Annotated in this window: 15 protein-coding genes; 8 read left to right on the forward strand and 7 right to left on the reverse strand. The window is 68.8% G+C overall.

The annotated features are described in order from the left end of the window. Nucleotides 1-53: 53 nt before the first annotated feature. Complete coding sequence (locus tag KF910_RS04335; RefSeq protein ID WP_292259030.1) at nt 54-536, reverse strand: hypothetical protein; 483 nt, start codon at nt 534-536, stop codon at nt 54-56. A 47-nt stretch (nt 537-583) separates the two neighbouring features. Between KF910_RS04335 and KF910_RS04340 the strand changes: the two genes are divergently transcribed. Genes KF910_RS04340 through KF910_RS04355 form a run of 4 tightly spaced genes read left to right on the forward strand, consistent with a single transcriptional unit; the run spans nt 584 to nt 3,682 of the window. Beyond that, nucleotides 584-1,738, forward strand: a complete 1,155-nt coding sequence (locus tag KF910_RS04340; protein WP_292259032.1) for an acyltransferase family protein — start codon at nt 584-586, stop codon at nt 1,736-1,738. Nucleotides 1,739-1,774: 36 nt separating this feature from the next. Then, the gene (locus KF910_RS04345; RefSeq protein WP_292259034.1) at nt 1,775-2,299 is read left to right on the forward strand and encodes a CHAP domain-containing protein; all 525 of its coding nucleotides are present in this window, start codon (nt 1,775-1,777) and stop codon (nt 2,297-2,299) included. Between the two features lie 56 nt (nt 2,300-2,355). Further along, nucleotides 2,356-3,159 carry a tryptophan 2,3-dioxygenase gene (locus tag KF910_RS04350; RefSeq protein ID WP_292259036.1) on the forward strand — a complete coding sequence of 268 codons (804 nt, stop codon included), beginning with the start codon at nt 2,356-2,358 and terminating at the stop codon, nt 3,157-3,159. A 55-nt stretch (nt 3,160-3,214) separates the two neighbouring features. Next, entirely contained in the window at nt 3,215-3,682 is a 468-nt protein-coding gene (locus tag KF910_RS04355) for a PA2169 family four-helix-bundle protein (RefSeq protein ID WP_292259037.1), read from the forward strand. Nucleotides 3,683-3,696: 14 nt separating this feature from the next. On the opposite strand, the gene KF910_RS04360 is transcribed toward KF910_RS04355, so the two are convergent. Together KF910_RS04360 and ftsY are read right to left on the reverse strand one after the other, a co-directional pair. After that, nucleotides 3,697-4,365 carry a septation protein IspZ gene (locus tag KF910_RS04360; RefSeq protein ID WP_292259039.1) on the reverse strand — a complete coding sequence of 223 codons (669 nt, stop codon included), beginning with the start codon at nt 4,363-4,365 and terminating at the stop codon, nt 3,697-3,699. Between the two features lie 3 nt (nt 4,366-4,368). Beyond that, entirely contained in the window at nt 4,369-5,322 is a 954-nt protein-coding gene (gene ftsY, locus KF910_RS04365; protein ID WP_292259041.1) for a signal recognition particle-docking protein FtsY, read from the reverse strand. Between the two features lie 184 nt (nt 5,323-5,506). Here ftsY and KF910_RS04370 point away from each other — a divergent pair, with 184 nt between their 5' ends. Both KF910_RS04370 and KF910_RS04375 read left to right on the forward strand, forming a co-directional pair. Then, complete coding sequence (locus tag KF910_RS04370) at nt 5,507-7,579, forward strand: NAD(+) synthase (RefSeq protein WP_292259043.1); 2,073 nt, start codon at nt 5,507-5,509, stop codon at nt 7,577-7,579. 11 nt (nt 7,580-7,590) lie between these two features. Continuing rightward, nucleotides 7,591-7,815 (forward strand): alkylphosphonate utilization protein, encoded by a 225-nt coding sequence (locus KF910_RS04375; RefSeq protein ID WP_292259044.1) that lies wholly within the window; start codon nt 7,591-7,593, stop codon nt 7,813-7,815. A gap of 1 nt (nt 7,816) precedes the next feature. Here KF910_RS04375 and KF910_RS04380 read toward each other — a convergent pair whose 3' ends face one another. The 4 genes from KF910_RS04380 to KF910_RS04395 form a co-directional block, all read right to left on the reverse strand. Further along, nucleotides 7,817-8,119, reverse strand: a complete 303-nt coding sequence (locus KF910_RS04380; protein WP_292259046.1) for a hypothetical protein — start codon at nt 8,117-8,119, stop codon at nt 7,817-7,819. Between the two features lie 14 nt (nt 8,120-8,133). Next, a complete protein-coding gene (locus tag KF910_RS04385; RefSeq protein ID WP_292259048.1) occupies nt 8,134-9,009 on the reverse strand; it encodes an alpha/beta fold hydrolase in 876 nt (291 codons plus the stop codon). Nucleotides 9,010-9,072: 63 nt separating this feature from the next. Beyond that, nucleotides 9,073-9,582 (reverse strand): D-glycero-alpha-D-manno-heptose-1,7-bisphosphate 7-phosphatase, encoded by a 510-nt coding sequence (locus KF910_RS04390; protein ID WP_292259049.1) that lies wholly within the window; start codon nt 9,580-9,582, stop codon nt 9,073-9,075. Beyond that, nucleotides 9,579-10,655 carry an AGE family epimerase/isomerase gene (locus KF910_RS04395; RefSeq protein WP_292259051.1) on the reverse strand — a complete coding sequence of 359 codons (1,077 nt, stop codon included), beginning with the start codon at nt 10,653-10,655 and terminating at the stop codon, nt 9,579-9,581. The genes KF910_RS04390 and KF910_RS04395 overlap by 4 nt, the downstream gene beginning before the upstream one ends. Nucleotides 10,656-10,870: 215 nt before the next feature. Between KF910_RS04395 and KF910_RS04400 the strand changes: the two genes are divergently transcribed. Both KF910_RS04400 and KF910_RS04405 read left to right on the forward strand, forming a co-directional pair. Further along, nucleotides 10,871-12,028 carry a DegT/DnrJ/EryC1/StrS family aminotransferase gene (locus KF910_RS04400; RefSeq protein ID WP_292259053.1) on the forward strand — a complete coding sequence of 386 codons (1,158 nt, stop codon included), beginning with the start codon at nt 10,871-10,873 and terminating at the stop codon, nt 12,026-12,028. A 7-nt stretch (nt 12,029-12,035) separates the two neighbouring features. Beyond that, nucleotides 12,036-12,971 carry a Gfo/Idh/MocA family protein gene (locus KF910_RS04405; protein WP_292259054.1) on the forward strand — a complete coding sequence of 312 codons (936 nt, stop codon included), beginning with the start codon at nt 12,036-12,038 and terminating at the stop codon, nt 12,969-12,971. Nucleotides 12,972-12,978: the final 7 nt, after the last annotated feature.

Below are 12,978 nucleotides of genomic sequence, written 5' to 3' on the forward strand. Positions count from 1 at the left end.
TGATCTCCCATGGCTTTCGGTCGCCACGCTAGAACGCCGGGCTTTCGATCCGCTTAAGCGGCCCCGTCCACGCCCAGCAGGCCTCCGACGCCGGGCACGGTGGTGACGACCCCGCCCAGCAGATCGCGGCCGGTCGCCGCCTGAATCGCCTGCCGCGCGGCGGGAAGGAGGCGCTTCAGATCGCCCTTTGAAACTCCCTGCTTCCTCAGCCGCTCCAGCACGCCCATGGCGTCGGCCATGGCCTGGCCCGACAGGCCGCCGGCCGACTTCATGACTCCGCCGAACAGTCCCCCTCCGGTGTGAGGCCTCGCCTCATCGGACCGTGCCAGGCGCTCCGCGCCCTCGACACAGTCATAGAGCGACTGCAAGGCGCCCGGCTCTCCGTGCTTGTCCAACAGGCCCAGGGCGGCGGTCATGGCGGCCCAGACGCGCGCCTCCTCCATCCCGCTGGCCTGGGCGGCGCGGGAAACCCATTCGGACATGGACAGGGGGCGGGCGGGCCCGGCGTAGGGCCGGGGTGGGGCGGAGTCGGACATGCGGCGGTCTTAACGCGAAAAAAAGCGATCCGATCCAGGCTGGGGGCATGACCGCCACCCCGCCCGACACCTCCCGTTCCGGCCCGCCGGCCGATTTGAAGCCCCTGACGGCGCTGCGCTTCATGGCTGCCGCCTGGGTGGTGCTCTACACCTTCTGGCCCAATCTCGATGTCGGCTTCGTCCCCAACCTGGCGGCCAAGGGCTATCTGGGGGTCGAACTGTTCTTCGTCCTGTCGGGCTTCATCCTCAGCCACGTCTATCTGCAGGCGGCGGGCGAGGGGCGATATCGCTACGGCGGCTTCCTGTGGGCCCGGATCGCGCGCATCTATCCGCTGCACCTGGCCACCCTGGTCGGGGTCGGGGCCCTGGGCGTCGCGGCCGTGGCGGCCGGGATGGACATCGACGCCAATATACTGAGCTGGAAGACACTTCCGGCCAATCTGCTGATGGTCCACGCCTGGGGCGTGACCGATGCGGCGGGGTGGAACCATCCGTCGTGGTCGATCTCGGCGGAATGGTTCGCCTATCTGACCTTCCCGGCCTTCGCCTTCGTGGCCTGGCGGCTGCGGTCGCGACCTGTGACGGCGGCCGTCGGCGCCGCGGCCCTGCTGTGCGCGACCTATCTGACGTTCGAGCGGCTGGCCGGCTTCTCCCTGACCCAGGCGACCTTCCATTGGGGCGCCCTGCGGATCGTTCCCTGTTTCGCCTATGGCTGCGCCCTGTATCTCGTTCACCGCAGCGGCGGCGTGCGCCACGGCGGCCTTGTGGCTACGGCAGCGGCCCTGAGCATGATCGCCTCGGCCTCGCTGATAGCCTGGGACGGGATCACGGTGCTGTTCGGCGGCCTGGTGATCCTGGGCCTGGGTTCGGTGTCCAATGCGCGCGCGGGCGTGATGGCGTCGGGACCGGCCGTCTATCTGGGCGAGATTTCCTACGCTCTCTACATGGTCTGCGCGCCCTGGCAGCTGCTGGCCGTCAATCTGGCGGCCAAGGCGACCGGCGCGGCGGACAAGCAGCTTCCTCTATGGGCTTGGGCGGCGGTGATCGCGGGCCTGCCGGTGGCGGCCATGGCGGCGCACCATCTGGTGGAACGCCCGGCGCGGACCTGGCTGAGACGGCTTGCGGACAGGCGCGCCGCTGCGGCGAATTCGCGCAGGAATTCGCCTGAAAGGGTTCTTCAACCTGGCGAAACTATCGTCTAAGGCTGGCTTCGGGCGTAACAGTCGGAAACAAACCGGATGATGAAACGGTTCTCGGCCGCGGTGGTTGCGGCGACCCTCGGCTTTTTCGCCCTTGGCGCCCCCACGTCGGTCCAGGCCGACCAGCCTTACTGGCAGTGCGTGACCTTCGCGCGCATGCTGTCGGGCATCAACATCTTCGGCGACGCCTGGACCTGGTGGAACCAGGCCGTCGACAAATTCCGCACCGGCCGCGCGCCCGAGACCGGCTCGGTCCTAGTGTTCCAGCCGCATGGCGCCATGAGCCGGGGCCATGTCGCCGTGGTTTCCGACATCCTGACCGACCGGGTGATCCGGGTGACCCACGCCAACTGGGGCGGCAGCCGCGGCCGGGTCGAGGAGAACGTCACCGTGGTCGACGTCTCCAGCGAAGGCGACTGGTCCCGCGTCAAGGTCTGGTACAACCCGATCCGCGACCTGGGCACGACCGTCTATCCAACCTACGGCTTCATCTACAAGGAAGCCGGCGGCGCCCTGAACGCCGGAACCCGCGCGGCCCAGGCCGGCGCCTCGGGCGCGCAATAGGCCGCAGCCGACCGCATCGAGGTTGAGCCGTCGCCCCGTCCGCGCGATAGGGGGACATGACCGACGCCGCCCCCTCCGACATGACCTACGCCGGCTATCTGACGCTGGATACGCTGCTGGACGCCCAGCATCCGATCTCGGACCAGCATGATGAAATGCTGTTCGTCATCATCCACCAGACCAAGGAACTGTGGCTGAAGCAGATCCTGCACGAGGTCGCCCTGGCCCAGGGACTGGTGCGGTCCGGCGATCTGGTTCCCGCCTACAAGAGCCTGGCGCGGGTCAGCCGCATCCAGGCGGTGATGACCCAGAGCTGGGACATCCTGGCCACCATGACCCCGGCCGACTATCTGCGGTTCCGAGGCGTCCTGGGCTCCTCCTCCGGCTTTCAGAGCGACCAGTTCCGGCGCTTCGAGGCCATGCTGGGCCTGAAGGACGAGCGATTCCTGAAATTCCACGAGGGCCGGCCCCACGCCCTGGCCGCCCTGAAAGCGGCCATCGCCGCCCCCAGCCTCTATGACGACGCCCTGTCCCAGCTGGCGGTCGCGGGCCTGCCGGTGCCGGTCGAGGTCCTGAACCGCGACGTCAGCCGACCCTATGAGCCCTCCCAGGCGGTCGAGGACGCCTGGCTGATCGTCTATCGCGACACCGAACGGTGGTGGCCCCTGTATCAGCTGGCCGAGAAGCTGGTGGACCTGGACGACGCCCTTCTGACCTGGCGGCACAAACATGTGGTGACCGTCGAGCGGATCATCGGCCGGCGCCGGGGCACCGGCGGCACAGACGGGGTCGGCTATCTGACCGAGACCCTGAAACGGCGCTGCTTCCCCGAACTGTGGTCCCTGCGCACGGCGCTGTGACGCCGCAACCTTTTCGGTAGGGGCCGGGTTAGTCAGGCGTAAGCAGGAGCCCGCCATGAGCGACCCCAACCGTCACGACATCCGGGTCTTGAACGACCTGAGCCAGGCCTTGCTGGACAGCGGCAACGGCTATGGCGCCGCGGCGGCCCAGGCCCGGCGGGCCGAGGAGCGCGTCCTGTTCCAGCGGCGGGGCCGCGACCGCGCGGCGGCGGCGGCCGATCTGCAGGTCGCCCTCAGGGGGCTGGGCGGCGAGCCCCGGTCGGACGGATCGGTCCTGGCCAAGGCCCAGCGCGCCTTCACCGACATCGGCCACGCCCTGCTGGGCGGCGAGCCGATGGCCGCTGCGGTCGAGGCCGCCGAGGAGGCGCTTGGCGATCGGTTTGATCACGCCCTTGCCGACGACGCCCTTTCCGCCACCACGCGCGAGACGATCCGTCGCGCCAGGGCCAGCCTGGATCAGATTTCTCGAGCCGGCGACCTCATCACAGGCGGCAAGGACGAGGGCCGCCTGTTTCCTTACTGACTTCTGGAAAGCGCCTAGAGGCCGGTGTCCGGCGACACGGGGCCGGGCGGCTGGTCCTTGATCAGGTTGCGCATGATCAGCGGCAGCTGGGCGATGCCGAAGATGGAGGCGGTGATCCATAGGACGCCGCGGAAGGCGACCCAGACCGCCTCCGGATCGGGGGTCTGGCGGCCCGCCCAGTGCCACAGGGCGGTGACCGCCGCCGGGCTGCGGACCACCTCGTTGACCAGGGCCACGGCCAGGAAATAGACGCCGTAGCGGATGGTCAGGGTGCGCCAGGCCGGATCGTTGACCTTGATCGCATCGCCCAGCAGGGCCTTCAGCGGCTGTCTGCCCATCAGGGTCCCTCCCAGCAGCAGGCCGGCCAGGAACAGGTTCAGGACCGTGACCTTCAGCTTGATGAACAGGGCGTCGTCGAAGAAGACGGTCAGCAGGCCGAAAACCAGGGCGAAGCCGCCGGTCAGCAGCGGCATCAGGGCCAGCCGCTTCTCAACCAGGAAGCCGACCGCCAGGGCGATGGCGGAGCCGGCCACCAGAACCCAGGTGGCCTGGACCAGGGCCTGGGACGATTCCAGGCCGCGCGCCCGCAGGATCAGGAAAGCCGCCCCGAAGGCCGCCAGGGCGCCGAAGTCGACGGCGCTGCGGATCCACTGGCGGTTGGGCGAAGGGGCGTCGTCGGTCATGGCTCAGTCCTCTAGCCCCACCAGGGAGCGGGCGAAGGCGTCGGCGTCGAAGGGCTGAAGATCCTCGATCCCCTCGCCCACGCCGATCAGCTTGATCGGGGCGTCCGAGGCGTTGGCCACGGGCACCAGCACCCCGCCGCGCGCGGTACCGTCCAGCTTGGTCATCACCACGCCCGACACATAGGCCGCCCGGCCGAAGATCTGTTCCTGGGCCAGGGCGTTGCGGCCGACCGTGGCGTCCAGCACCAGCAGGGTTTCATGCGGGGCGTCGGGATCGATCTTCTTCAGCACCCGCACGATCTTCAGCAGTTCGTCCATCAGGGCCGACTTGTTCTGCAGCCGCCCGGCGGTGTCGATCAGGACGACATCATAGTTCTCGGCTCGCGCCCTGGTGTAGGCATCGAAGGCCAGGCCGGCGGGATCGGCGCCGTCGCGGCGGCTCTCGAAATCGGCGCCCGCGCGCTCGGCCCAGACCTTCAGCTGCTCGCGCGCGGCGGCGCGGAAGGTGTCGCAGGCCACGATCATCACCTTGGCGCCCTTGCCCGTCAGATCGGCGGCGATCTTGCCCAGGGTGGTGGTCTTGCCCGAGCCGTTGACCCCGACGAACAGCACCACGAACGGCTTGATCCCGCCCGCCACGCCGTCGGGCCCCAGCGGATCGAAGGTCGCCTGGTTGGGGCGCAGTTCGGCGGCCACGGCCTCGGCCAGGGCCTGTTTGACCTCGCGTTCGTCGGTGGTCCTGCCGAAGCGCAGGTCGCGGAACCGGGCCACGATCCGGTCGGTCGCCTCCGGCCCCAGGTCGCTTTCCAGCAGATGCTCCTCCAGCCCTTCCAGCGCGGCCTCGGACAGCGGCTCCCTGACGAAGGTCGCCACCACCTGCTCGGTCATCTGCTTGGACGAGCGGGACAGCCCCTCGCTAAGGCGCGAGAACCAGCCCTTCTTCGGCGTATCGGTCATGGAACGGATGTAGCGACGGCGGGACGGTTCGTCACCCATGCAAAAATCCGCTCTTCCCCGCGAAAGCGGGGACCCAGGTCTTTCGCACGATGATCCGTTGGTGGTCGGTGGGTGTTTTGTTGGTGTATGCGGAGCTTGAAGCTCTCACTGGATCCCGGCTTCCGCCGGGATGAGCGGAGTAGAGATGGCCAGGACCGAACCCTTCCACGCCCCGCGCAACCAGGGCTTCGTGCGCGTCGCCGCCGCCACGCCGGTCGTGCACACGGCCGATCCGGCCGCGAACATGGTCGAGCATTTGGCCCTGATCGAACAGGCGGGGGCGCAAGGGTGCGACCTGGTGGTCTTCCCGGAACTGAGCCTGACCGGCTACGCCATCGACGATCTGGTGATGCAGGAGGCCCTGCTGAACCAGGTGGAGGCCTGCATCAAGCCGCTGGCCGTGGCCGCCCAGGCGGCCGGGGTCATCGCCGTGGTCGGGGCGCCGATCCGGCATGGGGATGCGCTGTACAACTGCGCCCTGGTGCTGGCCGGCGGCCGGGCGCAGGGGATCGTGCCCAAGACCTACCTGCCCAACTATCGGGAATATTACGAGAAACGCTGGTTCGCGCCGGGCGCGAGTGTGCGCGGCGGGGTCAGGATCGGCGACGACTGGGCCTCGTGGTTCGGCGGCAATTTCGTCGTCGAGGTGGCCGGGCGGCCGGGCTTCACCTTCGGCATCGAGATCTGCGAGGACTATTGGGCGCCCCTGCCGCCCTCGACGCGGCTGGCCCTGGCGGGGGCGCGCATCATCCTGAATCTATCGGCGTCCAACGTCCTGATCGGCAAGGCCCAGGACCGCGAACTGCTGAGCGCCAGCCAGTCGGCGCGGGCCATGGCGGCCTATGTCTTCACCGCCTCGGGCTGGGGCGAATCGACCACCGACCTGGCCTGGGACGGACAGGCGACGATCCACGAACTGGGCGCCCGCATCGCTTCAGGTCCGCGCTTTTCCACCGAGCCGCATCTGACGGTGGCCGACATCGATGTGGAGCGGATCGGGCTGGAGCGGATGCGCACCGGCACCTTCGCCGACTGCGCCCGCGAAGAAGCGCGCCGGGCGCATGAAGACGACCATATCGGCCGCCTGCTGATCGTGGATGACGACGCCCCCGCCGGCCCGGCGACCGGCCCCCTGATGCGGGCCGTCGACCGTTTCCCCTTCGTGCCCGATGATGCGGACCGGCTGGACCAGGACTGTTTCGAGGCCTTCAACATCCAGGTTCAGGGCCTGATGCGGCGGATGAAGGCGACGAACACCGAACGCTTGGTCATCGGCGTCTCGGGCGGGCTGGATTCCACCCAGGCCCTGCTGGTCGCCTGCCGCGCCTTCGACCGGCTGAAGCTGCCGCGCGCCGGCATCCTGGCCTACACCCTGCCCGGCTTCGCGACCTCCGAAGGCACCAAGTCCAACGCCTGGGCGCTGATGAAGGCCTTGGGCGTCACCGGGGCCGAGATCGACATCCGCCCCACGGCCATGACCATGCTGGAGGGCATCGGCCACCCTTACGCCCGAGGCGAGGCGGTGCACGACATCACCTTCGAGAATGTGCAGGCGGGGCTGCGCACCGACTATCTGTTCCGCCTGGCCAACCAGAACGGGGCCTTCGTCCTGGGCACAGGCGACCTGTCGGAACTGGCCCTGGGCTGGGCCACCTATGGCGTCGGCGACCACATGAGCCACTACAACGTCAACGGCGGGGTGGCGAAGACGCTGATCCGCCACCTGATCCGCTGGGTCGCCGAGCGCGAGATGGCGGGGGCCGAGGTCGCGCCGGTGCTGCGCGCCATACTGGAGACGGAGATCTCGCCCGAACTGGTGCCCGCCGTGGACGGCAAGATGCAGTCGACCGAAGGGACGGTCGGTCCCTATGCATTGAACGACTTTTTCCTGTTCCACATCACCCGCTACGGCTCCTCGCCGTCGAAGGTCGCCTATCTGGCGCATCAGGCCTGGGGCGATGCGGGACGCGGCGACTGGCCCGCCGGCACGCCGGATGCGGAGAAGGTCGAATACGACCTGAAGACCATCAAACACTGGCTGCGGAAATTCCTGATCCGCTTCTTCCAGACCAGCCAGTTCAAACGCTCGGCCCTGCCCAATGGCCCCAAGGTGGTGACCGGCGGTTCCCTCAGCCCCCGCGGCGACTGGCGGGCGCCGTCGGACGCGACCGCCCGAGTCTGGCTGGACGAGCTTGACAGCAACGTGCCCGACGCCTGAAACCGCCGCCCATGACCGACGACATCACCAAAGACTCCAACGGCAACCGGCTGTCCGATGGCGACAGCGTGACCCTGATCAAGGACCTGAAGGTCAAGGGTTCGGGCGGGGTGACGCTGAAGCGCGGGACCCTGGTCAAGAACATCCGCCTGACCGGCGACCCCGACGAGATCGAGGCCAATGTCGAGAAGGTGCGCGGTCTGGTCCTGCGCACCGAGTTCGTCAAGAAGGCCTGACCTAACGGCCCAAGACCTCGATCGCGGCGCAAAGACCGATCAGGGCAACGGCCAGCGACATACAGACCCGGATGACGGGAACCAGCTTCCGAGTATGGGCGTCGGTTTCAAGATAGTCCCGACTATACAGCACCTTGATTCCTTCAATGGCGCGGCCGGTCGCGGTGTAGGGCCCGGATAGGCGCCGGCCCCGCCGACTGGGGCGCGGCAGGTCGCCGGACTGTCTCAGGGCGTGGATGCGCAGGTCCAGATAGACCCACAGGACTCCGCCCAGGCTCCACAAGCCGCAGGCCGCGAAGGCCAACCATGGCCATGCCCTCACGGCGCCTCGGCCAGGAACTGGAAGATGGCCGACCGGGCTTCCGGCTCGTCCAGCATGGGGGCGTGGCCGATGTCGGGAACCTCGACATAATCCATTTTGCGCGCCGCCTTGCGCATGCGGGCGGCGATATCCTCGCTGAGCAGGTCCGAGGTTCCGCCCCGCACCAGCAGGGTCGGCCGCCCCCGGGTCAGCCGCCGGAAGAAGGGCCACAGGTTGGGGACCAGGGCCTTGGCCCCCGCCGTCCGAATCGGAACGGCGATGTCGGGGTCATAGTCCAGCACCGGCGTCCCCTCGGTCCCCTCGCGGAAGCAGCGGCGGGCGAAGGCGTCCCAGAAGGCGTCGTCTCGGTCGGGGAAGGCGACGGCGTTGTTGCGCCGGACATAGTCGCGGGCGTCGGCCCAGCTGTGAATTTCGACCGGCTGGCCGGTATAGGCGGCGATGCGGGCCAGGCCTTCCTTGGCCACCTCCGGCCCCACGTCATTGATGATGGCCCCCGCCACCACCCGCGACTTGATCGCCGCCAGGGCCATGGTGATCAGCCCGCCCATGGAGGTGCCCAGGAAGATCGCCCGCTCGATCCCAGCCTGCTGCATCAGGGCCAGGACGTCCTTGGCATAGTTTGGCGGCTGATAGGTCATCGGGTCCGGCGCCCGGTCCGACAGGCCGCGCCCGCGCACGTCGATGGCCAGGACGCGCCGGCCGCTGGCGGCGATCAGGGGGGCGATGGCGTCGAAGTCGGCGCTGTTGCGGGTCAGGCCGTGGATGGCGATGACGGGCAGTTTCGCGGGCCCGTCGGCCGGGGCATAGTCACGGGCATAGAGGGACAGGCCGTCGGGCGAGGTCCAGCGGCGGTCGGCGTAGGGCGTGCTCATGGCGTCAGTCTGGACCCCGGACGCGCGGGTTTCAACGCGTGATGAAATACCGTCGTCGCGAGATCAGTGGCCCAGCAGGTCGCGCACGAACCGGTCCAGGTCGCCGCCTTCGAAGCGGAAGCCCGAGACCCCGGCGCGGCGCGCGGCCTCCAGGTCGCTGGGCTGGTCGCCGATCAGGAAGCTGCGGGTCGGATCGATCCCATGGTCGGCGACGGCCTTCAGGATCATGCCGGGGTTGGGCTTGCGGTCCGGATGGTCGGGATGACGGAATTCCTCGACCTTGGCCTCGGCATGAAAGGGACAGGCGTAGACCGCGCCGATGCGGGCGCCCTTGGCCGCGAACCGCCGCACCAGGGCGTCGTTGAACCGGTTCATCTGCTCCAGGCTGAACAGGCCGCGCGCCACCCCCGACTGGTTGGTGACGATGACCGCCAGATAGCCCAGGGCGTTCAGCCGCCGCACCGCCTCGGGCGCGCCGGGGGTGATGCGCATCTCCGATTCGATGTGCGGATAGCCGGTGTCCTCGATCAGAACCCCGTCGCGATCCAGGAAGACGGCGGGAACCCCGATCATGCGCCCGGCTCCAGAACGACGGTGAAGGCGGTCATCAGGTGATACAGGGTTGAGGCCGGTACGCGGTCGTCGCAGGGGCGGCCATCGGCGTCATAGCTGTCCATCCATAGGCCGGGGACGGCGGTGGCCAGATGGGCGCCGAAGACGCCGTCGATCAGCCGCGCGGCCAGGTCGTCATCGCCGGCCAGCAGATAGGTGCGGATCGCCTCGGTCTGGGCCCAGAGGCGTCGCCCGCCGTCCCGAACGGCGCCGGTGCGATCCGTCTCGCGCACCAGGAAACCTCCATCATCTTGGCCGTGCGTCACGGCGAAGGCGTATAGCCGGTCGGCCGAGGCGCCGTGGTCGCCCCAGCCGGCGCGACGGGCCTGATCCAGCAGCCAGACCCATTCCAGATGGTGACCCGGCTCTATGACGCGTCCCGCGTCTCCCGGCGTGACGGTCCAGTCGTCGGTGAAATACTCCCCCAGCACCCCCGATCGGGCGTCGAAGAAGGCGCGATCGAACAGGTCCAGGCTTACCTTTGCGGTCTGGTCCCACAACGGATCTGGCGCCGTTTCGCGCCACGCCAGCATGGCCTCCAGCAAGTGCATATGCGGGTTCTGGCGGCGCGGCAGTCTTGCCGGGATCGCCTCGTCCCAGCCGCCATGGGGCGAGGTCATGCGCTGGTGGATCGCCTCCAGGGTCTGGCGCGCCAGGGGCAGGAGGCGCGGGTCGCCCAGCACGCGATGCGCCGCCGCCAGGGCGAACAGGACGAAGGCCTGGTCATAGAGGTCCGCCGTCTCGTCCGCGGGCGTCCCGTCCGCGCCGGTGGTCAGCCGCCACAGGCCGTCGTCGCGGCGGCATGCGGCGATCATCCGGTCCAGCCCGGCCTGGGCCACGGCCCGGCCCGGCGCCCAGCCCAGGGCGGCGCCCTGGGCGAAGACATAGACCTGGCGGGCCTGGACGCGGGTGCGGCGCGGCAGACCGGGGATCGGACGTCCGTCGAAATCCAGCGCCTCGTGGAAGCCGCCGTCGGGGCCGACCCCCGCCTCGGCCCACAGCGGCAGGGCCTGGTCGAACAGCCAGGCGCGCACCCGATCCTGACTGGGCGATAGCGACGTCACCGAGCGGGCTTACGGTCCCGCCCACGATTTGCCAAGCCGCACATGTCGTCGTCATTCTGCGGTCGCCGTCCTGTTGCATCCGGCAACGGGAAGTGACCCCCGGCCGTTTGGCGTGGCGGGGGCCGGTTTGATAAAGCCCGCCTGATTTCTTCGCCGCATCGTCGGCGCCTGGACCCGAGACGCCCATGCTCCCCTTCATCGACCTGCAGGCCCAGCGCCTTCGCCTGGACGGCAAGATCGAGGCCGCGGTGGCCGAGGCCGTCACCGGCGGCGCCTGGGTCATGGGTCCTCAGGTGCGCCAGTTCGAGGCCGACCTGGCCGCCTTCGGCCGGGCCAAGCACGCCCTGGGCTGCGCCAACGGCACCGACGCCCTGGCCCTGCCGCTGATGGCCTGGGGGATCGGGCGCGGCGACGCCGTCTTCGTGCCCAGTTTCACCTTCGCCGCCACGGCCGAGATCGTGCCCTGGTTCGACGCCGAGCCGGTGTTCATCGACGTGGACGCGCGCACCTACAACATGGACCCCGCCCATCTGGAGGCCGCCATCGAGGCGACCAAGGCGGAAGGCCGCCTGACCCCGCGCGTGGTCATCGCCGTGGACCTGTTCGGCCAGCCGGCGGACTATCCGGCGATCCGGGCGATCTGCGACCGGCATGGGCTGAAGCTGATCTCGGACTCGGCCCAGGGTTTCGGCTGCACCATCGGCGGCGAGCATCCGCTGAAATGGGCCGATGTGACGACCACCAGCTTCTTCCCGGCCAAGCCGCTGGGCTGCTACGGCGACGGCGGGGCGGTGCTGACCGATGACGACGGCCTGGCCCAGCTGATGGATTCCATCCGTGTGCACGGCAAGGCGGTGGCCCGCGATCTGGACGGCCGCAGCTTCGATCACGACCCCAAATACCTGAACATGCGCATTGGCCTGAACAGCCGGCTGGACACCATCCAGGCCGCCGTCCTGATCGAAAAGCTGAAGGTGTTCGGGCAAGAAATCGAATGGCGCAACCGCATCGCCGCCCGCTACAACGCCGGTTTGCGTGACCACGTTTCGGTCGTGCCCGACGTGCCCGAAGGCAACATCTCAAACTGGGCGCAATATACCATCGAGCACCCGAACCGCGACGCTCTGGCGGCGCATCTGAAGGAACAGGGTGTGCCGACGGCGGTCTATTATCCGATCCCCCTGCACCTCCAGCCGGCCTATGAGATCTATCCGCGCGGCCCGCAGGGACTGCCGACGACCGAGCGGCTGAAGGAGGTGGTGATCAGCCTGCCGATGCACGCCGATCTGGACGAGGCGACCCAGGACCGCATCATCGCCGCCGTCGTCTCGTTCAAGAGCTGATCTCCGCATGACCTCGCATCCCGCTCCGCTGAAACTGGGCGTCGCCGGCGCCGGCGTCATGGGCCGCAACCACGCCCGTGTCGCCTCGGACATCCGCGACTTCGACCTGACCCATGTGCTGGACATGGACGCCGTGACGGCCGAGGGCGTGGCCGCCGCCTATGGCGCCGCGGGGGTGTCCAGCGCCCAGGCCTTCGTCGAGGCGGGGCTGGATTGCGCCATCGTGGCGACGCCGAACCGGACCCACGCCGACCTGTCGGTGGCCCTGCTGGAAAAGGGCGTCCATGTGCTGGTCGAAAAGCCCATCGCCGCCACCGTGACCGACGCCCGACGCATGATCGACGCGGCCGCCGCCAATGGCCGGGTGCTGATGGTCGGCCAGGTCGAGCGGTTCAATCCGGCGGTCGAGGCGGTCAAGCGCGCCATCGCCGGCGAAGACGTCATCTCGATCCAGATCACCCGCGTCGGCCCCTTCCCGCCGCGCATGGGCGAAGTGGGCGTGGTGATCGACCTGGCGGTGCATGACATCGACATCATCCGTCACCTGACCGGCTCCGAGATCGCCGAGGTCCAGCCCCAGCTGGCCCGCACCCGCGCCGACCGCGAGGACACGGCCCTGCTGCAATTCCGGCTGGAAAACGGGGTGATCGCCCACATCACCACCAACTGGGTCACCCCCTACAAGACCCGCACCCTTCAGGTGGCGACCCAGAACAAATTCGTCGTCGCCGATCTGATGACCCGCCAGGTGACGGAGTATTTCGGCCAGCAGCCGGACGGGTCCTATTCGACGCGCGGCGTCATGAGCTGGCCCGCCGAACCGCTGAAGAAGGAGCTGGAAGCCTTCGCCCACGCCATCCGCACCGGAGAGGCGCCCGAGGTCACCGGCGACGACGGCCTGCGCAATCTGGAAGTGGCCCTGAGGTGCCTGGGCGAGGGATGAGGCGGGC

Origin of the sequence: Brevundimonas sp. (assembly GCF_019636155.1) — a bacterium.
Taxonomy (GTDB): domain Bacteria; phylum Pseudomonadota; class Alphaproteobacteria; order Caulobacterales; family Caulobacteraceae; genus Brevundimonas.